The following is a 22,222-nucleotide window of genomic DNA, read 5'->3' on the forward strand; positions in this document are numbered from 1 at the left end:
CCATCTGCCCATGGGGCAGGGCGCGGCCGCCGGGCCCCGACCCGAGGCGGTGCCGCAGCTCATCGCAGCCACCGCGCAGGCGGGACCGGAGCATGCCGACGCACTGGTACGCGCCCGCGCCTTTGCCGAGCCGCTCTTGATCGGCGAAACGTTGGAAACCGGAGAGAACACCCTCGTCCATGCCGATGCGGTGTCCGCCATCCTCAAGCACCTGGGCGGCTCGGAAACCATGCAGGCGGCGGTCTATCTGGTGTATGCCTGCTCGCACCTGAACAAGCCCGAGGAAGTGATCACCAAGGCCTTCGGCAGCAATTTCGCCGCGCTGGCGCTGGAGACCACCAAGCTCATGCGCGTGCAACTGCAGGCGCGCGAGGCGCAGGTGACGGGCCAGCAGGTGGACGATGCGGCCACGCAGACCGAGAACGTGCGCAAGATGCTGCTGGCCTTCTCGCGCGACCTGCGCGTGGTGATGCTGCGCCTGGCGTCCCGCCTTCAGACGCTGCGCTTTTATGCCGCAGCCAAGCGCCCGGTATCGCCGGCCATCGCGCGCGAGGCGCTGCAGGTGTTCGCGCCGCTGGCCAACCGCCTGGGCATCTGGCAGATGAAGTGGGAGCTGGAAGACCTGGCCTTCCGCTTCCTGGAGCCCGAGACCTACAAGGAAGTGGCCCGCCTGCTCGACGAGAAGCGCGTGGAGCGCGAGCTGTACATGGAGCAGGTGCGCAGCCGTCTCGAATCCGAGCTGCGCGCGCGCAGCATCAGTGCCAGCGTGCAGGGCCGGCCCAAGCACATCTACAGCATCGTCAAGAAGATGCGCGGCAAGTCGCTGAACTTCGACCAGGTGTTCGACATCCGTGCGCTGCGTGTGGTGGTGCCCAGCGTCAAGGACTGCTATGCGGCTTTGAGTTGGGTGCACAGCCAGTTCAAGCCCATCGAGGCGGAGTTCGACGACTACATCGCCCGCCCCAAGCCCAACGGCTACCAGTCGCTGCACACCGTGGTGCGCGACGAGGCGGGCAAGGCCATCGAGATCCAGATCCGCACCCAGGCCATGCACGACCATGCCGAGCATGGCGTGGCCGCGCACTGGGCCTACAAGGAGGCGGGCACCAAGGGCTACGCTGGCGTGTCGGCCAGCAGCGAGTACGACGCCAAGATCGCCGTACTGCGCCAGCTGCTGGCGTGGGAGCGCGACCTGGTGGGCTCCGCCAGCCGCAGCGGGTTGTTCGAAGACCGCATCTATGTGCTGACCCCGGACGCGGCCGTGGTGGAACTGCCCCAAGGCGCCACTCCCGTGGACTTCGCCTATGCCGTGCACACCAGCGTCGGCCACCGCTGCCGGGGCGCGCGTGTCGACGGCAACATGGTGCCGCTGAACACGCCGCTGCAAAACGGCCAGACGGTGGAGATCACCACCGTGAAGGAAGGGCGTCCTTCGCGCGACTGGCTCAACCCGGAACTGGGCTACCTCACCAGCAACCGCGCGAAGGCCAAGGTGCGCGCGTGGTTCAACGCACAGGCCACCCATGCCACGGTGGCGCGCGGCCGCGAGCTGGTGGAAAAGCTGCTGCAGCGCGAGGGCAAGACGGCCCTCAAGCTTGACGACCTGGCGGTGCAGCTGGGCTTCAAGTCGGCCGAGGCCTTGTTCGAAGTGGTGGGCAAGGACGAATTCTCGCTGCGCAGCATCGAGACCCTGTTGCGCCCACCCGAGCCGGCGGTCGATGAGCCTGACGTGCTGCTCAAGAAGGCGCGCACACCCGACGGCGCGCCCAAGGGCGGCGTGCTGGTGGTGGGCGTGGATTCCCTCATGACGCAGTTGGCCAAGTGCTGCAAGCCCGCGCCGCCCGATGAGATCCGTGGTTTCGTCACGCGCGGCAAGGGCGTGAGCGTGCACCGCGCCGACTGCAGCAACTTCCGCGAGATGGCGGCGCGCAATGCGGAGCGCGTGATCGACGTGGAGTGGGGAAAGTCGCAGCGCGCTGCCGGAGAAGCCGCCGTCTACCCCGTGGACGTGGCGGTGGAAGCCTCGGACCGCCAGGGCCTGCTGCGCGACATCTCGGAAGTGTTCGCCCGTGAGAAGACCAACGTCATTGGCGTGCAGACACAGTCCGTCAAGGGAACGGCATGGATGACCTTCACCGTGGAGGTGTCCGATGCGGGGCGGCTCAACAAGGTGCTGGGTATCGTGGCCGCGGTGCAGGGGGTGCGCTCGGCGCGCCGGCGATGACGGCCGCCAGGGCCGAGGCGGCATTTTTTGCTGCTATACTCCCGCTTCTCGAACAAACACAGGCGCGTAGCTCAGCTGGTTAGAGCACCACCTTGACATGGTGGGGGTCGTTGGTTCGAGTCCAATCGCGCCTACCATTTCTCTCTGCTGAAGCCACCCAGACTTCAGCATGCAAAGAGAGAAATTCTGTACAAAACGCCGCTCGACAGAGCGGCTTTTTTGTTTCCGGATCCCCCGCATTCCGCCTGGAGCAGGCGGTCGTGCAGGCCATCAGGGTATTCCTGCGCGCTGCGCGGGTGCGGCCTGCCTAGAATCTGCTGCACTGCAATACAAGCCATGACGGGCCATGTACCCGAGGAGCCGCCTGTGCCAGACAAGAACCCAGCACCCGATCCAAAAACCGCCCAGCGCGTGATCAAGAAGTACCCCAACCGCCGGCTGTACGACACGTCCACCTCCACCTATGTCACGCTGGCCGAGGTCAAGCAGCTGGTGATGCAGGGCGAATCCGTCGTGGTGCGCGACGCCAAGACCAGCGAAGACCTCACGCGCAGCATCCTGCTGCAGATCATCCTGGAGGAGGAGGCAGGCGGCGCGCCGATGTTCAGCGAGGCGGCGCTGGCCAACATCATCCGCTTCTATGGCCATGCCATGCAGGGCTTCATGGGTGCGTACCTGGAAAAGAACGTGCAGATGTTCACCGAGATCCAGGCCAAGCTGGCCGAGCAGTCGCAAGGCCTCACGCCCGAGATGTGGACGCAATTCATGAATCTGCAGTCGCCCATGATGAAGGGGCTGATGGGCAACTACGTGGAGCAGTCGCAGAACATGTTCCTGCAGATGCAGGACCAGATGCAGAAGCAGACCGAGCAGATGCTGGGCGCGTTTGGCCTCAAAAAGCGCTGAGCCCGGCAGAACTGGGAAAATGCGGGGATGAGCCAAGCACTCTCCCCCGCCAAGACCCCCAAGATCGGGTTCGTCAGCCTCGGCTGCCCCAAGAACCTCACCGACTCCGAACTCCTCCTCACGCAACTCAGCGCCGAGGGCTACGAAACCTCCAAGACCTTCGAGGGCGCAGACCTCGTCATCGTCAACACCTGCGGCTTCATCGATGAAGCCGTGAAGGAAAGCCTGGACACCATTGGCGAGGCCTTGGCCGAGAACGGCAAGGTGATCGTTACCGGCTGCCTGGGCGCGCGCGCCGGCGAGACGGGCGGCAACCTCGTGAAAGAGGTACACCCCAGCGTGCTGGCCGTGACCGGGCCGCATGCGGCGCAGGAAGTGATGGAGGTCGTGCATACCCACTGCCCCAAGCCGCACGACCCCTTCCTTGACCTGGTGCCGGGCAGCTTCGGCGAGGCGGGCATCAAGCTCACGCCGCGCCACTATGCCTACCTGAAGATCAGCGAGGGCTGCAACCACCGCTGCACCTTCTGCATCATCCCCTCGATGCGCGGCGACCTGGTGTCCCGCCCGGTGGGCGATGTGCTCAAGGAAGCCAAGGCGCTGTTCGAGGGCGGGGTGAAGGAACTGCTGGTCATCAGCCAGGACACATCGGCCTATGGCGTGGACGTGAAGTACCGCACGGGCTTCTGGGACGGCAAGCCCGTCAAGACGCGCACGCTGGAGCTGGTGCAGACGCTGGGCGAGATGGCCGCCACCTACGGCGCGTGGGTGCGCCTGCACTATGTCTACCCCTACCCGAGCGTGGACGACATCATTCCGCTGATGGCGCAGGGCTTGGTGCTGCCGTACCTGGATGTGCCCTTCCAGCACAGCCACCCTGACGTGCTCAAGCGCATGAAGCGCCCCGCCAGCGGCGAGAAGAATCTGGAGCGCATCCTGCGCTGGCGCGAGGCCTGCCCGGAGATCGTGATCCGCAGCACCTTCATCGCGGGCTTCCCCGGCGAGACGGAAGAAGAGTTCCAGCACCTGCTGGACTTCGTGCGCGAGGCGCAGATCGACCGTGCGGGCTGCTTTGCCTACAGCGACGTAGAGGGCGCCGCCGCCAACGAGCTGCCGGGCATGCTGCCCATGGAACTGCGCGAGGAGCGCCGTGCGCGCTTCATGGCGGTGGCGGAGGAAGTCTCCACCGCCAAGCTGCAGCGCCGCGTGGGCCAGACCATGCAGGTGCTGGTGGACCAGGCCGTGGGCCTGGGCAAGAAGGGCGGCGTGGGCCGCAGCTACGCCGATGCGCCCGAGATCGACGGCGTGGTGCACCTGCTGCCGCCCGAGAAATTCAGCAAGACCTACAAGGTGGGCGACTTCGTGAAGGCGCGCATCGTGGGAACGCAGGGGCATGACCTGGTGGGCGTGCCGGTGTAATCAACGGCGGCCATACACGCCCACAAAAAAGGGAACGTGCGAACCACGTTCCCTTTTTTTCGGGCGCCCCGCCAGCGGGGCGCGGAGTTCCGTCAGACGCCGACGGCCAGCAGCTCCACGTCGAACTTCAGCGTGGCGTTGGGCGGGATCACGCCGCCGGCGCCGCGTGCGCCGTAGCCCAGGGCTGCCGGGATGATCAGTGTGCGCTGGCCGCCGATCTGCATGCCTTGCACGCCCTCGTCCCAGCCCTTGATGACCATGCCCGCGCCCAGGGGAAACTCGAACGGGTCGTTGCGGTCGCGGCTGGAATCGAACTTGGCGCCTTGCTGGCCGTCGTTGTAGAGCCAGCCGGTGTAGTGCACGCGCACCGACTGGCCGCGCGTGGCCTGCGCGCCGGTGCCGACGACGGTGTCTTCATACTGCAGGCCGGAGGCGGTGGTGGTGAATGCCATGGTGAACGGTTCCTTGATTTGATTCAAAAAAGATAGCTGTTAGCGCTTATCCAATAAGCGCTAGGGGCCAAAAAGACCAAAACCCGCACACGGCGGGCTGGTGGGGGCCGAAGGGCTTGCGGGGCGCTTTACTTCTTCACGCGCGCGGCGGACCAGCGGGTGGCAAAAGCCTGCACATCGGACAGGCGCTTGAGCAGATCCTGGCCCACGGGGGTGACGGTGTAGCCGTCGCTGCCGTGGTCCAGCAGCCCGCACTCGCGCAGTTCTTTGATGCGGGTGTTGAGCGTGTTGGGCGTGATGCCGCCGACGCTGTCTTGCAGCAGGCGGAACGTCTGCGGATGGCCGTCGCGCAGGGCCCACAGCACGCGCAGCGCATAACGGCATTCGAGTTTCTCGAACAGCTGGTTGACGGCGGCGTTTTCCTTGGAGCTCATGAACGCTTCTCCTTGCGCATAGGGTGGTGGGGTGCCGCGCCGCGCAGGCGCGGAGCGGCAGTGGTTGCAAAAAACGATAGCAATATAGCCTGGAAATGTACCTGCTACAAGTTTAGTAGCTCGTTGCGTCCGGCTGACATGTGCAAACCCTGAAAAATGGGGTAGCCATGCGGCTCACTCCGGCGCCCTGCGCACGAGGTGCTCCACCAGCAGCCGGGCGGCGGGTGACAGGCCCTCCTCGCTGCGAAAGCAGATGGCAAAGCGCCGCCGTGCCCAGCCGTCGGCCAGCGGAATCACCCGCACGCCGGTGGCGGCGGCAAACGGCTCGGCCACTTCGCGTGGGATCACGCTGATGGCCAGGTTGGCGCGCACCACGCGCAGCGCAGCGTCGAAGTTGGACACCTGCACGCGGTGTGCCAGCATCTTGCCCTCCACGGCCGCGGCGCGCGCCAGCAGCACCTGCACGGCGCTCAGCGCCGGCATGCTGACGAACTCATGCCCCAGCACGTCGGCAAAGCGCACGCGCGCTGACTGGGCCACGGGGTGATCGGGGTGCGCGACGATGGCCAGATGGTCGTGGCGGTAGCTGCGGGTCTGCAGCCCCTGCAGGTCCGCCGCGTCCCAGCAGATGCCCACGGTGGCGCTGCCCTCGCGGATGCCGCGCACCACCTCGGGGCTCACGCGCTCCTCCATGCTCACCTGGATGTCGCGGTGCGCGGGGTCCTGCAGGAACGCTGCTACGTCGTCGGCCAGCGACTCGGCCATGACCGAGGCGGTGACCAGCATGCGCACCTGTCCGCGGATGCCGGTGTTGAACGCGGCCATGTCCCGCTCGATGCGCCCCACGCTGGCCAGCATCTCGCGCGCATGCTCCAGCAGCGCCTCACCCGCCGGGGTGGGCGCCACGCCATGCCGGCGGCGCACCAGCAGGCGCGCGCCCACGGTGTCTTCCAGTTGCGCCAGCCGCTTGCTGACGGCCGAGCCCACGATGGCCTCCTGCTGCGCAGCACGCGCAATGTTGCGGTGCTCGCACACGGCGACGAACAGCTTGAGCGAGAGCAGGTCGGGCAGACGCATGAAAATTTCCGTTTGGGAACGCGTGGGGTTCCAAAATTGAGGTTTCGTAGTTTGCTGGAATTTTTAAAATCCACAACGGCACTGACGCACATCAACCCTCCAGGCAATTCCATGGCTTCGCTACCCACCCTCTGCGACCCGCGCCCCGGCCACGCCACCGTGCGCGAGGTGGGCCTGCGCGATGGCCTGCAGAGCATCGCCACCACGCTGCCGACAGCACACAAGATCGCCTGGCTGGACGCCGCCTATGCCGCAGGCCAGCGCGAGATCGAGGTCGGCTCCTTCGTACCCGCGCGCCTGCTGCCGCAACTGGCCGACACCGCCGAGGTGCTCGCGCATGCGCTCACGCTGCCGGGTTTGGTGGCCTCGGTGCTGGTGCCCAACCTCAAGGGGGCCGAGCGCGCCATCGACGCGGGTGCGCACTGGATGATCGTGCCGCTGTCGGCCAGCCATGCGCACAGCCTGGCCAACCTGCGCAAGACGCCCGACGAGGTGGTGGCGGAGGTGGCCCGCATCCGCGCCACCCGCGATGCGGCGGGCAGCGCGTCGCGCATCGAGGGCGGCGTGGGCACGGCCTTCGGCTGCACGCTCCAGGGCGACGTGGCCGAGGACGAGGTGCTGCGCCTGCTGCAGGCCCTGCTGGATGCCGGTGCCGACCGCGTGAGCCTGGCCGACACCGTGGGCTATGCCGATCCGGCCGGCGTGCAGCGCCTCTTCGAGAAGGCGCGCACGCTGGTGGGCGACCGCCTGGCCGCCGCGCATTTTCACGACACGCGCGGCATGGGGCTGGCCAACTGCTACGCCGCCTGGCAGGCGGGCATCACGCGCTTCGACGCCTGCCTGGGCGGTATCGGCGGCTGTCCGCATGCGCCCGGCGCCAGCGGTAACGTGACCACCGAAGACCTGGCCTTCATGCTGGAGCGCATGGGGCTGTCCACGGGACTCGACGTGGCCGCGCTGCTCGCGCTGCGCCAGCGCGTGCAGGGCTGGCTCGCGGGCGAGACGCTGCATGGCACGCTGTGGCAGGCCGGTCTGCCGCGCCACACGGGCGCTTCTGTTTCCACCCTGGCGCAGCCTGCCTGAGCGGGCGCGCCTGTTTTAGCTTCTTCTTTGGGACACCATGAATTCCAACGCTTCCTCTTCTCCCCGGCTGCCCCTGGAGGGCCTGCGCGTGGTGGAGTTCACCCACATGGTCATGGGCCCCACCTGCGGCATGGTGCTGGCCGACCTGGGCGCCGAGGTCATCAAGGTCGAGCCCGTGGATGGCGACCGCACACGCCACCTGCTGGGCGCGGGCGCGGGCTTCTTTCCCATGTTCAACCGCAACAAGAAGAGCATCGCCATCGACCTGCGCAGTCCCGCGGGGCTGGAGGTGGCCATCCGCCTGGCCTCGTCGGCCGACGTGGTGGCGCAGAACTTCAAGCCCGGCGTGATGGCCAAGTACGGCCTGGACTATGCGGCCCTGTCGCGCCTGAACGAGCGCCTGGTGTATGTGAACCACACGGGTTTCCTGCCCGGCCCTTACGAGCACCGCACGGCGCTGGACGAGGTGGTGCAGATGATGGGGGGGCTGGCCTACATGACCGGCCGCCCGGGCGACCCGCTGCGCGCCGGCAGCAGCGTGAACGACATCATGGGCGGCATGTTCGGCGCCATCGGCGCCATGGCGGCGCTCATGCAGCGCCAGCAGACCGGGCGCGGCCAGGAGGTGGACTCGGCGCTGTTCGAGAACAACGTGTTCCTGGTCGGCCAGCACATGATGCAGTACGCCGTCACCGGCCAGCCCGCCGCGCCCATGCCCGACCGCATCTCGTCCTGGGCGGTGTACGACGTGTTCAGCGTGAAGGACGGCGGCCAGATCTTCCTGGCCGCGGTGAGCGACGCGCAGTGGCAGACCTTCTGCGACGCCATGGGCTATGCCGACCTCAAGGCCGACCCGCGCTATGCCACCAACAACGACCGCGTGCGCGCGCGGCCCACGCTGTTGCCCGAGCTGCGCCAGCGCCTGGCAGCGCACACCGCCGATGCACTGGCGGCGGTCTTCGAGCGCCATGGCCTGCCGTTCGCACCCATCCTGCGGCCCGAGCAATTGTTTGACGACCCGCACCTCAACGCCACGGGCGGCCTGGCCGAGATCACCCTGCCCGACGGGGAGCGCGCGGGCGGCACCGCACGCACCACGCTCATGCCGCTGCGCCTGGACGGCCAGCGCATGGGCGTGCGCCTGGACCCACCGCGGCTCGGCCAGCACACGCAGGATCTGCTGGCAGGCCTGGGCTACACGGCCGAGCAGGTGGCCGCGCTGCGCGCGTGCGCGGCCGTGGCCTGAGGGGTATCAATCGGGCCACGGCCTTGTGCATGCGTGGCCCGCCAATCCCTGAGTCCGCGCTTTCTGAGACCCCTATAAAAACCACCGGAGACACCCATGCCCCTCGATGCATTCCCCGCACCCCGCCGCCTCACGCGCCGCCAGGCGCTGGCCTGGAGTGCTGCCCTCTGTGCGCCCGCGCTGGCGCATGCGCAGGGCCCCGGTGCGGCCGACCGGCCGCTGCGCGTGATCCTGCCGCTGTCGGCCGGCTCGGGCGCGGACGGTGCCATCCGCGCCATTCAGGCCAGCCTGTCCAGGGCGCTGGGCCAGGCGGTGGTGATCGAGAACCTGCCCGGCGCGGGCGGCATCACGGGCACCACGCAGCTCGTGCGCGCGCCCAAGGACGGCTCGGTGATCGGCGTGGTGTCCAACAACCACGTGGTGAACCCGCATGTGTACCCATCGGCGCCTTTCGATGCCATCGAGGACATCACGCCCATCACCGTGATCGGCGCCACGCCCTTCGTGCTCGTCGCCCATCCCTCGGTGCAGGCCCGGAACGCGCGCGAACTCATCGCGCTCGCCAAGGCCAAGCCCGGGGTGCTCAACTACGGCTCATCGGGCAACGGCACCATCCTGCACCTGGGCGCCGCCATGTTCGTGGACCAGGCGCAGCTGGACATCAAGCACATCCCCTACCGCGGCATGGGCCCGCTGATGAATGACATCCTGGGCGGGCAGGTGCAGCTGGGCGTGGTGGCCGTGGCGCCGGCGGCCGCGCACATCAAGTCCGGCAGCCTGCGCGCGCTGGGCGTGACCACGGCTGCCCGCGTCCCCTCGCTGCCCGGCGTGCCCACCCTCGCCGAACAGGGCCTGCCGCGCTATGAACTGGAGGGCTGGATCGCCGCCGTGGCGCCTGCCGGCGTGCCCCCGGCGGACGTGGCGCGGCTGTACCACGGCTTCAAGGCCGCGCTGGCCATGCCGGAGGCGCGCGACGCGCTGGTGGCGCAGGGCTACGAGATCAAGCTCACGCCGCCCGATGCCTCGGCCGCGTTCTTTCGCAGCGAACTGGCGCGCATGGGGCAGGTGGTGAAGAGCGCCAGCGTGAAGATGGACTGACTTCGCTATCGTTCAAGGAGCTGTCAGCGCTTGCTGGATAAGCGCTACAGCCACCTGCGCACCCTGGATCGATAGGCGGCGAATTCCGGCCCGAACTTCTGCGCCAGCACCCGCTCTTCCGGAACGATCTGAAAGCGCGTGATGTAGGCCACGAACGCCGCAACGCCCAGCAGCGCCAGCGGCGCACCCAGGTACACCGTCCATGCGAGCAGCAGGAGGGCGAGGCCCACGTACATCGGGTTGCGCGTGACGCGGTACACGCCGCCCACCACCAGCGCCGAAGCACCGCCCGGCCGCAGCGGGTTGACGGTGGTGCGCGCGCGCCGAAACGCGTGCAGGCCGGCCACGTCGAACGCCAGGCCCACCAGCGCGAGCAGGACGGCCGCCGCGGTGCGCGGCGCGCTGTCCGTCACGCCGCCGCTGGCCTGCGCGGTGAACCACATCGCCACGCCGGCAAGGGCGGCGACGAGCGGCGGAGGGATCTTGTGTTCAAGCCAGTGCATGGGTGTGGGCCGCCGGACGCCCGGCAGCGGAAAAGGTGGTGGACGCACGCGCAGCCAGTGTAGGCCGGTCCCGAGGCGGCGCCCAGCCCGCGGTGCGGCGCGTCTGCGTTGTGGCGATTCAGAATGTTTTTGGCCTCCAGCGCTTACCTATCAAGCGCTGGCAGCTATGTTTTTTGATGGTCCTGGGGGCCACGCACGCCACTGGCCTCGGCCATGCGTACCAGCACCAGCAGCGCGCGGTTGACCGGCGTGGCGACACCCAGCGCGGCGCCGCGCTGCACCACGTAGCCATTCAGGTGGCCGATCTCGGTGGGGCGGCCCCGTGCCAGGTCCTGCGCGGTGGAGGACCGTTGGCCCGCCATGCTCTGCGCGATGCCGCGCACGGCCGCGTGGATGTCTGCGGGAAGGTGCACTCCGTCCGCCTGCGCCACGGCCAGGCATTCGGCCACGACGTCGGCGATCACATCGGTCGCGCCGTCCTGCTGCACCAGCCAGCCGTAGGGCTGCTGCACGATGGCCGACAGCGCGTTGTAGGCGCAGTTGATGACCAGCTTGGCCCACAGGGCGCTGCGCACGTTGTCCGACACCTCGGCGGGGATGCCCGCGTCGCACAGCTCCCGCGCCACGCGCGCGCTGGCGGGCGACGGGCCGATCACCAGCTCACCCCGCCCGAAGTGACGCACGTGCCCAGGCCCGGCCATGGCAGTCGCCACATACACCACGGCGGCCGCCACGGGGTGCGCCGCGCCCAGCACGGCGCGGGCGCGCTCGTCGTTGTCCACGCCGTTTTGCAGCGTGAGCACCAGCGCGCCCGGTGCCAGGTAGGGCTGCATCTGGCGCGCCGCTGCTTCGGTGTCGGTGGACTTCACGCACAGCAGCACCACGTCGGCGCCACGCACGGCGCTGGCATCGGTACTGGCCTCCAGTGGCACATGGGTGTCCTGCGTGGCGGTTTGCAGTCGCAGGCCGTGGGCCTGGATCGCCTGCACGTGGTCCGGGCGGCCGATGAGCGTGACCGCGTGGCCCGCACGCGCCAGCAGGGCGCCAAAGTAGCAGCCCACCGCGCCTGCGCCCATCACGGCGAAGCGCAGACGGCCGGTGTGCGAAGGGGTGTTCAGAGGCATGGCGGGCAGCTTTCAGGAAGGACGGGACGGCCATTGTCCACCGATCGGGCGTTCCATGTTTTGCTATCAAAAATATAGCTGCTGGCGCCTGCTGTATAAGCGTGAAAAGCCGATTTGGCTTGAAACCCTGACGCGCAATAAAAAACGCCCCGGCCGAGCGGCGGGGGCGTTGGCAGCGCGAGGTGTGCGCGGAAGATGCGTGGCTTACAGCGAGTCGATGAAGCTGCGCAGCTTGTCCGAGCGGCTCGGGTGCTTGAGCTTGCGCAGCGCCTTGGCCTCGATCTGGCGGATGCGTTCGCGCGTCACGTCGAACTGCTTGCCCACTTCTTCCAGCGTGTGGTCGGTGGACATTTCGATGCCGAAGCGCATGCGCAGCACCTTGGCTTCGCGCGGGGTCAGGCCGTCGAGGATGTCCTTCACCACGTCGCGCAGGCCGGCCTGCATGGCGGCGTCCACGGGTGCGGTGTTGTTGCTGTCCTCGATGAAGTCGCCCAGGTGGCTGTCGTCGTCGTCGCCGATGGGGGTTTCCATCGAGATCGGCTCCTTGGCGATCTTCATGATCTTGCGGATCTTGTCCTCGGGGATCTCCATCTTCGCGGCCAGGATGGACGCATCGGGCTCGAAGCCGAACTCCTGCAGGTGCTGGCGGCTGATGCGGTTCATCTTGTTGATGGTCTCGATCATGTGCACCGGGATGCGGATGGTTCGAGCTTGATCCGCGATGGATCGTGTGATCGCCTGGCGGATCCACCACGTGGCGTAGGTCGAGAACTTGTAGCCGCGGCGGTATTCGAACTTGTCCACCGCCTTCATCAGGCCGATGTTGCCCTCCTGGATCAGATCCAGGAACTGCAGGCCGCGGTTGGTGTACTTCTTGGCGATCGAGATCACCAGGCGCAGGTTGGCCTCGATCATCTCCTTCTTGGCGTCGCGCGAGCTGGCTTCACCCGCGTTCATGCGCTTGTTGATCTCCTTGAGCTCGGACAGCGGCACCACCACGCGCGACTGCAGGTCGATCAGCTTTTGCTGCAGTTCCTGGATCGGCGGGATGTTGCGCTGCATCACGGCGCTCCAGGGCTTGCCGGCGGCGGCCTGCTTCTCGACCCACTGCAGGTTCAGCAGGTTGGCCGGGAATTCCTTGATGAAGGTCTCCTGGGGCATACCGCACTTGTCCACGATGATGCGGCGCAGCTCGCGCTCCATCTTGCGCACGTCGTCCACCTGGGCGCGCACCATGTCGCACAGCTTCTCGATGGTCTTGGCCGTGAAACGGATGGTCATCAGCTCTGCCGAGATCTCGTGCTGCACCTTCATGTACGCGGGACCGCCGTAGCCGTCCTTGTCGTAGATCTTGTGCATCTTCTCGAACAGCGCGCGCAGCGTGTCGAAGCGGCGCAGGGCCTCGTTCTTGAGCTCTTCCAGCTTCTTGGTCAGCGCCTTGGAGCCGCCCTTGCCGTCGTCGTCGTCTTCCTCGTCGAACTCGTCGAAATCCTCCTCGGCCACGTAGTCGTCGGCCTCGTTGGGATTGGAGAAGCCGTCCACCACGGTGGAGATGACGACCTTGCCCTCGCGGATTTCCTCACCCATGTTGAGGATCTCGGCGATGGTGGCGGGCGAGGCGCTGATGGCCTCCATCATGTCCATCAGGCCGCCCTCGATGCGCTTGGCGATCTCGATCTCGCCTTCGCGCGTGAGCAGCTCCACCTTACCCATCTCGCGCATGTACATGCGCACGGGGTCGGTGGTGCGGCCGAATTCCGAGTCCACGGTGGACAGGGCGGCCTCGGCTTCTTCCTCGGCCTCCTCCACGGTGGTGGCCGTGGGGGTCACGTTGTTCTGGAACAGGGTTTCCGCGTCGGGCGTTTGCTCGTACACGGCCACGCCCATGTCGCCCAGCATGGCGACCACGACTTCCATGGTTTCGGCGTCCACCAGCTTGTCGGGCAGGTGGTCGGAGATTTCCACCTGCGTGAGGTAGCCGCGCGTCTTGCCCAGCGTGATCAGCTTCTTGAGCTGCGAGCGGCGCTTGGCCATGTCCTCTTCGGACAGGACGGTTTCGTCCAGGCCGAACTCCTTCATCAAGGCGCGTTCCTTGGCCTTGCTGATCTTCATGCGCAGGGGCTTGGCCTTCTCGACCGGGGCGGCTTCGGCGGCCTCAACCACCTCGGCTTCGGGCTCGCCTTCGAGGTCGGACTCGATGTCGGACAGGTCGGCGTCGTCCTCCAGGCCTTCTTCCTTGGCCTTGGGCTTGCGGCCGCGCTTGGCAGCAGCGGTGGTGCCGGCGGCCTTGGCGGGGCGGCCGGGCTTCTTCTTGGGCGCCTCTTCGGCGACTTCGGGCTCGGCAGCAGCCGCCTTGGCGCGCGCGGGCTTCTTCTTCAACAGTTCATCAGCGGCTTTTTTCAGCTCGGCAGCAGTTTTCGGCGTGGACACAGTCTTGACTTTCGGCGCAGCCTTGGGCGCGGCGGCAGCGGCCTTGACAGGGGCGGCTTTCGCGGGCGCCTTAGCGGCGGCTTTCACAGTGGTTGCGGCTTTGGAAGCGGCCTTCGCGGGGGTGCCAGAGGCAGACTTGGGCGACTTCGCGTACTTTTGAACGGGCATGGACAACCTCAGGGTCAAAAACGGACACACAAAGAAAACACAAGCGCCAAGGAACCCGGCGCGGGCAGGCACGGCGAAGGCAGGGGCCTTCGCGGTTCGAGGGGCAAATCCTCAGGGGCAAGATGTCTGGGCGAACATTTGGTGTGCAGTCCTTGCGGTGGGGGAGGGCGGTTGTGCGCGTTTGTCACGGTTGCCTGGTCCGGAGGTGCTGCTGTCGCTCTTGCCGACAAACCGTACATTATACCGGCGCAGCAAAATTCAAGGGGCTTTGTCAAGCCCCCGAGGTCATTTTGTAAGCCCCTCTTCCAGCGCGCGGCGGCGCTCCTGCAATTGCCGGTAGCGCTCGATGGCCGCCGGGTCCTGCGAGGCCGCGGCGATCAGGGCGTTCTGCTGCAGCTTGATGGCTTCGATGAGCATGCGGTTGAGCAAGCCACGCAGTTCGGCGCGCAACTCGGTCTCGTCCCCCTCGGTCTGGGCGTGGGAGCCAGTCATCACCCGCTCGGCCAGGGCCTGGCAGTCATGGCCTGCCAAGGCCTCGCGCAGCACCGCCCAGGACTGGGGTCCGTGCTCGTGCAATTGCCCTTCCAGCCAGACGAACAGCGCGCCGTGCGGCGCGGGCTGGTCGCACAGCAGCGTGTGATCTTCGTGCGACAGCTCTTCGAGGAATTCCATGTGCGACAGCAGCAGGCGCGCGGCATGGTCGGCGCGCCCCGTGAGGGGGCGGCGCGGCAGCGGCGGCTGTGGGGGGCGCTGCTCTTCGCGGCGCCAGCGCCCGCCCTTCCATTCGCCGCCCTTGCGCCAGCGGCGTGCGGGCTCGCCACCGGCGGGGCTGCCGTATTCCATGCCCGGCGGTTCCTGCCCCCAGGGCGGCTCGTCGCCGAAGGGGGCGCCGTCGTGCGCGGGCGGGTGCGCGGCGGAGCCGGGGCGCGGGCTCTCCTGCGCCCAGAGCTGGGCCAGATCCGGCGCGGGCAACTGGCCCAGTTCACCCAGCTCGGTCAGCAACTGGCGCTTGAGCGCGCCGTCGGGTAGCGCTGCCCACAGCGGGCGCGCGTTGCTCAGCATGTGGGCGCGGCCCTCGGCCGTTCCCAAGTCGCAGCCCTCGCGCGCAGCCTCCAGCAGGAAGCGCGACAGCGGCACGGCGTCGCCCACATGGCGCGCGAACGCCTCCGGTCCATAGGCGCGCACGAAGCTGTCGGGGTCGTGCTCGGGCGGCAGGAACAGGAACTTGATGCTGCGTGTGTCGCTCGCGTAGGGCAGGGCGCCGTCGAGCGCTTTGCGCGCCGCGCGGCGGCCGGCCGCGTCGCCGTCGAAGCTGAAGACCACCACGTCGGTGAAGCGGAACAGCTTGTGCACATGCTCGGGCGTACATGCCGTGCCCAGCGTGGCCACGGCATTGGGAAAGCCCAGTTGCGCCAGCGCCACCACGTCCATGTAGCCTTCGGTGACCAGGGCGTAGCCGTGTTCGCGGATGGCGTTGCGCGCCTCGTACAGGCCGTAGAGTTCGCGGCCCTTGTGGAACACCGGAGTCTCGGGGGAGTTGAGGTACTTGGGCTTGTCGTCGCCCAGCACGCGCCCGCCAAAGCCGATGCACTCGCCCTTGACGTTGCGAATGGGGAACATCACGCGGTCACGGAAGCGGTCGTAGCGCTTGCCGTCTTCCTCGTTCACGATCACCAGGCCGCTTTCCTCCAGCAGCGGGCTGTCGTACTCGGGGAACACGCTGGCCAGGCCCCGCCAGCCCTCCGGCGCGTAGCCCAGGCCGTAGCGCTTGGCCACCTGGCCTGATACGCCCCGGCCCTTGAAATACTGGACGGCGCGCGGTGACTCGCGCAGGTGGCGTCGCCAGGCGTCGCCGGCCTTCTCCAGCACGTCGGTCAGCGTGGCCTGCTTCTGGCGCTGGGCGGCGGCGCGTTCGCGGTCCTGGGGCGAGGTGTTCTCGTCGTCGGGCACCTGCATACCGATCTGCTGGGCCAGGTCCTGCACGGCCTCGCGAAAGCCCATGCCCGCGTGGTCCATGAGAAACCCGATCGCATTGCCGTTCTTGCCACAGCCAAAGCAGTGGAAGAACTGCTTGGACGGGCTGACGCTGAATGAGGGCGATTTTTCCCCGTGGAAGGGGCACAGGCCCATGAAGTTGGCGCCGCTCTTCTTGAGCTGCACATAGCGGCCGACCACATCGACGATGTCAACGCGCGCAAGCAACTCCTGGATGAACGACTGGGGGATGGACACCGGGGTATTTTCCATCAGCCCGCCGTCAGCTGGCTTTGCTCTAATGAACGGGTCTTGCATTCCCGGCCTGAACAAGAAACAAAGGAGCCCCGCACGTGACCAGCATGTACGACCAGAATCTGCCGCGCACCGAAGCCAACCATGCGCCGCTGTCGCCCCTGTCCTTCATCGAACGCACGGCCGAGGTTTACCCCGACCGCCTGGCCATCGTGCATGGCGAGCTGCGCCAGACCTGGGGGCAGACCTACGCGCGCTGCCGCCGCCTGGCCAGCAGCCTGCGCCGCGCGGGCATCGGCAAGAACGACACCGTGGCCGTGATGCTGCCCAACACCCCGCCGATGGTGGAGGCGCATTTCGGCGTGCCCATGGCGGGTGCGGTGCTCAATGCGCTGAATACCCGGCTGGACCCGGAGACCATCGCCTTCATGCTGGACCACGGCGAGGCCAAGGCGGTGATCGTGGACCCCGAATTCGCCCCCGTGATGGCCAAGGCGCTGGCGCTGCGCCAGTCGCAGGCGCCGCTGCTGCGCATCGACGTGGAAGACGCCGTGTACGGCCCGGCCGCGCAGCGCCTGGGCACGCTGACGTACGAGGACTTCCTGGCCCAGGGTGACGCGCAGTTCGCGTGGGAACTGCCCGGCGACGAGTGGGACGCCATCGCACTCAACTACACCTCGGGCACCACGGGCAACCCCAAGGGCGTGGTCTACCACCACCGCGGCGCGCACACCAATGCCGTCAGCAACGTGCTGGAGTGGGACATGCCCAAGCATGCCGTCTACCTCTGGACGCTGCCCATGTTCCACTGCAACGGCTGGTGCTTTCCCTGGACGGTTGCGGCGCGCGCGGGCGTCAATGTGTGCCTGCGCCGGGTCGAGGCGCAGGCCATCTTCGACGCCATTCGCAACCACGGCGTCACACACTACTGCGGCGCGCCCATCGTGCATGGCCTGCTGGTCAACGCGCCTGCGGCGATGAAGGAGGGCGTTCCCGCGGGCGTGAAGGCCATGGTGGCCGGGGCAGCGCCGCCGGCCTCGATGATCGAGGGCATGGAGCAGATGGGGTTCGACCTGACCCATGTGTACGGCCTCACGGAGGTGTACGGCCCGGCCACCGTCTGCGCCAAGCACGCGGCCTGGGACGCGCTGGACATCGGCGAGCGTGCGCGCCTCAATGCCCGCCAGGGCGTGCGCTACCACCTGCAACGCGCGGCCATGGTGCTCAACCCAGACACCATGGAGCCCGTACCGCACGACGGCGAGACCATGGGCGAGATCATGTTCCGCGGCAACATCGCCATGAAGGGTTACCTGAAGAACCCCAAGGCCACCGAGGAGGCCTTCCGTGGCGGCTGGTTCCACAGTGGTGACCTGGCGGTGCAGTACCCCGACGGCTACATCAAGATCAAGGACCGCAGCAAGGACATCATCATCTCGGGCGGCGAGAACATCTCCTCCATCGAGGTCGAGGACGTGCTCTACCGCCACCCCGACGTGCTGGCCGCCGCCGTCGTCGCCAAGCCCGACCCCAAGTGGGGCGAGACGCCCTGCGCCTTCGTGGAGCTGAAGGTGGGCGCGCAGGCCACGCCCGAGGACATCGTGGCGCACTGCAAGAAGCACCTGGCCGGCTTCAAGGTGCCGCGTGCCGTGGTGTTCGGCGAACTGCCCAAGACCAGCACCGGCAAGATCCAGAAGTTCGAACTGCGCAAGCAGGCGGGATCGGCCGCGGCCATCGACGTCTGACGTCCGCCGAGGGCCGGCGGCGGCAGCCAGCGCCACGGCCTGGCTGCTAACCTTCCGCGATGCGCGCGTCCCCTTCGCCTTCTGCCGGCGCACCCCCGCTGTGGCTGCTGGTGCTCATCACCCTGAGCGGCACCCTGGCCATGCACATGTTCGTGCCTGCGTTGCCCGACGCGGCGCGCGCGCTCGGCGTGGGGCCCGCGGCGGTGCAAGCCACGATCAGTATCTACATCGTCGGGCTGGCGCTCGGGCAGCTGGTCTACGGCCCCTTGTCCGATGCGTTGGGACGGCGTCCCCTGCTGCTGGGCGGGCTGGCGCTGTACGCGGCGGGCAGCATCGCTGCCATGCTGGCGCCGACCGCACCGGCCCTGATCGCTGCGCGGTTCATCCAGGCGCTGGGCGGCTGCGCCGGGCTGGCGCTGGGGCGCGCCATGGTGCGCGACACCAATGGCCCGGTGGAGGCCGTGCGCACCCTGGCACTGCTCAACCTGATGATGATGGTCGGCCCCGGCATGGCGCCGCTGGCGGGTTCGGGCCTGGTGGCGCTGGGCGGCTGGCGGGCGGTGTTCGTGGCACTGGCCTTGGCCGGTGTGGCGACGCTGCTGCTTTCCTGGCGCAAGGTGCCCGAAACGGGTACGCCCACGGGCCGTGTGAGCCCGGGCCGGCTGGCACGCGCCTACGCCGCGCTCTTGCGCTCGCCCACCTTCCTGGCCTATGCGGTGGGCGGTGGTTGCGCGACCACGGCGGTGTATGCCTTCATCGCGGCGGCGCCGTTCATCATCACCGAGCAGTTGGGGCACCCGCTGCGCGACGTGGGCATTGCCCTGGGCGTGGTGATGGTGGGCATGGCGATCGGCAATGCGCTCACGCGGCGCCTGGCACTGAGCATGCGGCTGGGCCGGCTGCTGGTCTGGGGCAACGCGGTGAGCGTGGCCTGCGCGCTGGTCTTTCTGGCGCTGGAGCTGCTGGGCTACCTGACGCTGGAAGCCACCGTGGGGCTGATGCTGCTGTTCGTGCTGGGTGCCGGCATGGCCAGCCCGGCGGCGCTGTCCAAGGTGCTGACGGTGGATGCGCGCCACGTCGGCGCGGCTGCCGGGTTGTACGGTTTTGCGCAGATGGCGCTGGGCGCGCTGTTCACCCTGCTGGTGGGTTGGGGCTCCAACCCGGCGCTGGCCTCGTCCTGCGTGCTGCTGGGCGCGGCGCTGGTGGGGCAGGGGTGTCTGCAGTTCGCGCTGCGGCGCGAGAAGCGGGTGCGCGGCGAGCGGGCGCGCGGCGAGCGGGTGCGCGGCGAGTAGACGGGGTTCCCGGAGTAAACCCTGAACGCTATTGTTTTAATAGCTGTTGGCGCACGTTGATTGGGCGCTGCAGGCCCATTTGATTCAATTTTCTAAATTGACCCGTCGGCGAGGCGCTGCAGCTCGGCCCAGGTGGTGGCAGGCAGCGGTACGCCGTCCTTCAGCGACCGCGCGCGCTGGCGGTAGCGGCGCTCGCCGGGCTGGCGCGTCTGGCCCGCGGCCGCCATGGCCTGCACCAGGTCTTCGCAACGCTGCGCAAAGCTGCGGCCCGCGCTCTTGGCTGGGTCGATGGCGATGATCAGCTCGCCCGTCCAGGGCGTCTGTGCGCCGGGGTGGCCGCTCCAATCGAACTCGAACGAGAAGTTGCCGCCCGTGAGCGCGGCCGCCAGCAGCTCCACCATCATCGACAGGGCCGAGCCCTTGTAGCTGCTGTGCACGCCGCCGAAAGGCAGCAGCGCGCCGCCGTCCAGGATGGCGCGCGGGTCGTTCGTGGGCTGGCCGTGGCGGTCCACGCCGTGGCCGTCGGGCAGCAGGCGGCCCTCGCGCGCGGCGATCTGCACGTCGCCGTGGGCGATGGCGCTGGTGGCCAGGTCGAACACCAGCGGCTCATGGCCCGCGCGGGGCGCGGCGAAGGCGATGGGGTTGGTGCCGAAGAGCGCCGTGGTGCCGCCACTGGGCACCACGCAGGCCATGCTGTTGACGAGTGCCAGCGCCACCAACCCGTCGTCAGCCAGCGGCTCCACGTCGGGCCACAGCGCCGCAAAGTGGTGCGAGTTGCGGATTGCCAGCAGCGCCACGCCGTTCGCGCGCGCTTTGGCCACCAGCGCCGAATAGGCGGCCCGGTAGGCGGGTTGGGCAAAGCCATTGCCGGCATCCACCGCCAGGTAACCGGGTGCCACATCCTCCACACGCGGCACGGCGCGGCCGTCCACCCAGCCGCTGGCCAATGTCGACAGGTAGCCGGGGATGCGGAACACGCCATGGCTGTGCGCGCCGTCGCGTTCGGCGCTGGCGCAGTTGTGGGCCAGCACGGCGGCCACTTCGGCGCTGGTGCCGTGCCGCTCGAAGATGCGCGCGAGCGTGCCGCGCAGGTCATCGAAAGGCACGTGCTGGACGTCGCCGCTGGCGGTGTGAGAAAGGGGCATGCAGAGGTCTCCTGTGTGGGGCGCGTAAGTGGTGTGCAGGGGGGTCTTGCTTCCAAAAGCATAGCTTCTCGCGCTCTCCCACTATGGGGTTAACGGTGTTTTTGCTTCAATCTTCGCATGATCCGACCCGCTGGGGCGCGTGTGGTGCGCATGCCGCTAAACGCCGAGTGGGTCCTGCGTGCTGCGCCGCAGTAATTGCAGGGCCATACCCCACCACCATGCTTCGGAATTCGTAGCGCCCTGCGTCAGATATGAACGGCATTGCACAGGTGCGGTGCGCTGGAGCTGCGCAGGTGTGCACTGCGCAAAAAGCGGCGGAACGCCGTGGTGGGGTGCGCGATGCTTCGCGTAAACCCTCTTTGGCGTGCGTTTGCAACCCGCCAAAGATGCGGGTCTGGATTGTCCAGGCATCCCAATCAAGGAGTGAAGTAGATGACAGAGCAGACCAAGACCCCAGGCCGCCGAAACCTACTCAAGGGTGCTGCGGTTGCCGCGGGAGCCATGTCCGTGCCCATGATCAGCACGGCCCAGACCACGGTGTTCCGATTCCAGAGCACCTGGCCCGCCAAGGATATCTTTCACGAGTTCGCGGGAGACCTGGCCAAGAAGATCAACGACATGGCGGGCAGCCGCCTGAAGATCGAGGTGTTGCCCGCGGGCGCCGTGGTGCCGGCCTTCCAGTTGCTGGATGCCGTGGCCAAGGGCACGCTGGACGGTGGCCACGGCGTGGTGGCCTACTGGTACGGCAAGAACCAAGCCGTGGCGCTGTGGGGCTCGGGCCCGGCCTTTGGCCTGGATGCCAACGGCGTGCTCGCGTGGCATTACTACGGCGGCGGTAAGGAACTGCTCGACGAGATCTACAAGAGCCTGAACCTGGACGTGGTCTCCAAGCTCTACGGCCCCATGCCCACGCAGCCGCTGGGCTGGTTCAAGAAGCCGGTGGCACGCGTGGAAGACCTCAAGGGCCTGAAGTTCCGCACCGTGGGGCTGGCGGTGGACGTGTTCACCGAGATGGGCGTGGCCGTGAACCCGCTGCCCGGCGGCGAGATCGTGCCCGCGCTGGACCGCGGCCTGCTGGATGCGGCCGAGTTCAACAACGCCTCCAGCGACCGCGTGCTGGGCTTTCCCGACGTGGCCAAGAACTGCATGCTGCACAGCTTCCACCAGTCCAGCGAGCAGTTCGAAGTGCTGTTCAACAAGAGCAAGTACGACGCGCTGTCGTCGGAGCTGAAGGCGGTCATCGACTACGCCGTGCAGGCCGCCAGCGCCGACATGAGCTGGAAGGCCGCCGACCGCTACGCCAAGGACTACGCCGAGATGCAATCCAAGCAGGGGGTGAAGTTCTACAAGACGCCGGACGCCATCCTGCGCGCGCAGTTGGCCGCCTGGGACAAGGTCACGGCCAAGAAAGCCGAAGAGAACGCCATGTTCAAGAAGGTGATGGACTCCATGCGCACCTTTGCGCAGAGGAGCGGCCGCTGGAAGAACGACACCGACGTCGACTTCAAGATGGCCTGGAACCACTACTTCGCGCAGCGCAAGAGCTGATGCCGCGGCAGGCCCGGCGGGCCTGCCTTTCATTCTGACGAGGGCCGGGGGCGCGCGCAGGCGGTGCCGCCCGGGCCAGCGTGTATCCGTTCATTGCCC

At 67.7% G+C, this 22,222-nt stretch carries 17 protein-coding genes and 1 tRNA gene; 10 read left to right on the forward strand and 8 right to left on the reverse strand.

The features are described from left to right. Window positions 1-10: 10 nt before the first annotated feature. The 4 genes from I3K84_RS19905 to rimO all read left to right on the forward strand — a co-directional run bounded on the left by I3K84_RS19905 (window position 11) and on the right by rimO (window position 4,549). Complete coding sequence (locus tag I3K84_RS19905) at window positions 11-2,224, forward strand: bifunctional (p)ppGpp synthetase/guanosine-3',5'-bis(diphosphate) 3'-pyrophosphohydrolase (RefSeq protein ID WP_231403491.1); 2,214 nt, start codon at window positions 11-13, stop codon at window positions 2,222-2,224. A 60-nt stretch (window positions 2,225-2,284) separates the two neighbouring features. Continuing rightward, window positions 2,285-2,361 (forward strand) — tRNA-Val (locus I3K84_RS19910). A 199-nt stretch (window positions 2,362-2,560) separates the two neighbouring features. Beyond that, window positions 2,561-3,130 (forward strand): polyhydroxyalkanoate synthesis repressor PhaR, encoded by a 570-nt coding sequence (phaR, locus tag I3K84_RS19915; RefSeq protein WP_011806272.1) that lies wholly within the window; start codon window positions 2,561-2,563, stop codon window positions 3,128-3,130. 27 nt (window positions 3,131-3,157) lie between these two features. Further along, window positions 3,158-4,549, forward strand: coding sequence for a 30S ribosomal protein S12 methylthiotransferase RimO (gene rimO / locus I3K84_RS19920; RefSeq protein ID WP_015913872.1), 1,392 nt, complete (start codon window positions 3,158-3,160; stop codon window positions 4,547-4,549). Between the two features lie 92 nt (window positions 4,550-4,641). Here the strand turns inward: rimO and I3K84_RS19925 are convergent, their stop codons facing one another. The 3 genes from I3K84_RS19925 to I3K84_RS19935 all read right to left on the reverse strand — a co-directional run bounded on the left by I3K84_RS19925 (window position 4,642) and on the right by I3K84_RS19935 (window position 6,512). Further along, on the reverse strand, window positions 4,642-5,001 hold the full coding sequence (locus tag I3K84_RS19925; RefSeq protein WP_011806270.1) for an FKBP-type peptidyl-prolyl cis-trans isomerase: 360 nt from the start codon (window positions 4,999-5,001) through the stop codon (window positions 4,642-4,644). 128 nt (window positions 5,002-5,129) lie between these two features. Further along, window positions 5,130-5,435 (reverse strand): helix-turn-helix domain-containing protein, encoded by a 306-nt coding sequence (locus I3K84_RS19930; protein ID WP_011806269.1) that lies wholly within the window; start codon window positions 5,433-5,435, stop codon window positions 5,130-5,132. Between the two features lie 174 nt (window positions 5,436-5,609). Then, window positions 5,610-6,512, reverse strand: coding sequence for a LysR family transcriptional regulator (locus I3K84_RS19935; protein WP_047349488.1), 903 nt, complete (start codon window positions 6,510-6,512; stop codon window positions 5,610-5,612). 111 nt (window positions 6,513-6,623) lie between these two features. On the opposite strand from I3K84_RS19935, the gene I3K84_RS19940 reads away from it, so the two are divergent. The 3 genes from I3K84_RS19940 (at window position 6,624) to I3K84_RS19950 (ending at window position 9,939) form a co-directional block, all read left to right on the forward strand. Next, window positions 6,624-7,595 carry a hydroxymethylglutaryl-CoA lyase gene (locus tag I3K84_RS19940; protein WP_047349489.1) on the forward strand — a complete coding sequence of 324 codons (972 nt, stop codon included), beginning with the start codon at window positions 6,624-6,626 and terminating at the stop codon, window positions 7,593-7,595. Between the two features lie 37 nt (window positions 7,596-7,632). Beyond that, on the forward strand, window positions 7,633-8,841 hold the full coding sequence (locus I3K84_RS19945) for a CaiB/BaiF CoA-transferase family protein (RefSeq protein WP_196995226.1): 1,209 nt from the start codon (window positions 7,633-7,635) through the stop codon (window positions 8,839-8,841). 96 nt (window positions 8,842-8,937) lie between these two features. Next, window positions 8,938-9,939, forward strand: coding sequence for a tripartite tricarboxylate transporter substrate binding protein (locus I3K84_RS19950; RefSeq protein WP_172207793.1), 1,002 nt, complete (start codon window positions 8,938-8,940; stop codon window positions 9,937-9,939). A gap of 44 nt (window positions 9,940-9,983) precedes the next feature. On the opposite strand, the gene I3K84_RS19955 is transcribed toward I3K84_RS19950, so the two are convergent. The 4 genes from I3K84_RS19955 to dnaG form a co-directional block, all read right to left on the reverse strand. Further along, on the reverse strand, window positions 9,984-10,442 hold the full coding sequence (locus tag I3K84_RS19955; RefSeq protein ID WP_172207790.1) for an isoprenylcysteine carboxylmethyltransferase family protein: 459 nt from the start codon (window positions 10,440-10,442) through the stop codon (window positions 9,984-9,986). A 164-nt stretch (window positions 10,443-10,606) separates the two neighbouring features. Continuing rightward, window positions 10,607-11,566 carry a ketopantoate reductase family protein gene (locus I3K84_RS19960; protein ID WP_172207788.1) on the reverse strand — a complete coding sequence of 320 codons (960 nt, stop codon included), beginning with the start codon at window positions 11,564-11,566 and terminating at the stop codon, window positions 10,607-10,609. 204 nt (window positions 11,567-11,770) lie between these two features. After that, the gene (gene rpoD, locus I3K84_RS19965) at window positions 11,771-14,164 is read right to left on the reverse strand and encodes an RNA polymerase sigma factor RpoD (RefSeq protein ID WP_196995227.1); all 2,394 of its coding nucleotides are present in this window, start codon (window positions 14,162-14,164) and stop codon (window positions 11,771-11,773) included. A 285-nt stretch (window positions 14,165-14,449) separates the two neighbouring features. Continuing rightward, on the reverse strand, window positions 14,450-16,396 hold the full coding sequence (gene dnaG / locus I3K84_RS19970) for a DNA primase (protein ID WP_196996142.1): 1,947 nt from the start codon (window positions 16,394-16,396) through the stop codon (window positions 14,450-14,452). A gap of 95 nt (window positions 16,397-16,491) precedes the next feature. On the opposite strand from dnaG, the gene I3K84_RS19975 reads away from it, so the two are divergent. Together I3K84_RS19975 and I3K84_RS19980 are read left to right on the forward strand one after the other, a co-directional pair. Beyond that, window positions 16,492-18,138, forward strand: coding sequence for an acyl-CoA synthetase (locus I3K84_RS19975; RefSeq protein ID WP_196995228.1), 1,647 nt, complete (start codon window positions 16,492-16,494; stop codon window positions 18,136-18,138). A gap of 59 nt (window positions 18,139-18,197) precedes the next feature. Beyond that, window positions 18,198-19,430 carry a multidrug effflux MFS transporter gene (locus I3K84_RS19980; RefSeq protein WP_196995229.1) on the forward strand — a complete coding sequence of 411 codons (1,233 nt, stop codon included), beginning with the start codon at window positions 18,198-18,200 and terminating at the stop codon, window positions 19,428-19,430. Window positions 19,431-19,522: 92 nt separating this feature from the next. Here I3K84_RS19980 and I3K84_RS19985 read toward each other — a convergent pair whose 3' ends face one another. Next, window positions 19,523-20,575, reverse strand: coding sequence for an Ldh family oxidoreductase (locus tag I3K84_RS19985; protein ID WP_103739106.1), 1,053 nt, complete (start codon window positions 20,573-20,575; stop codon window positions 19,523-19,525). 432 nt (window positions 20,576-21,007) lie between these two features. Here I3K84_RS19985 and I3K84_RS19990 point away from each other — a divergent pair, with 432 nt between their 5' ends. Further along, window positions 21,008-22,123, forward strand: coding sequence for a TRAP transporter substrate-binding protein (locus tag I3K84_RS19990; protein WP_011806257.1), 1,116 nt, complete (start codon window positions 21,008-21,010; stop codon window positions 22,121-22,123). Window positions 22,124-22,222: the final 99 nt, after the last annotated feature.

It is taken from the genome of Diaphorobacter sp. JS3051 (assembly GCF_015832135.1).
GTDB classification, from domain to species: domain Bacteria; phylum Pseudomonadota; class Gammaproteobacteria; order Burkholderiales; family Burkholderiaceae_C; genus Diaphorobacter; species Diaphorobacter nitroreducens.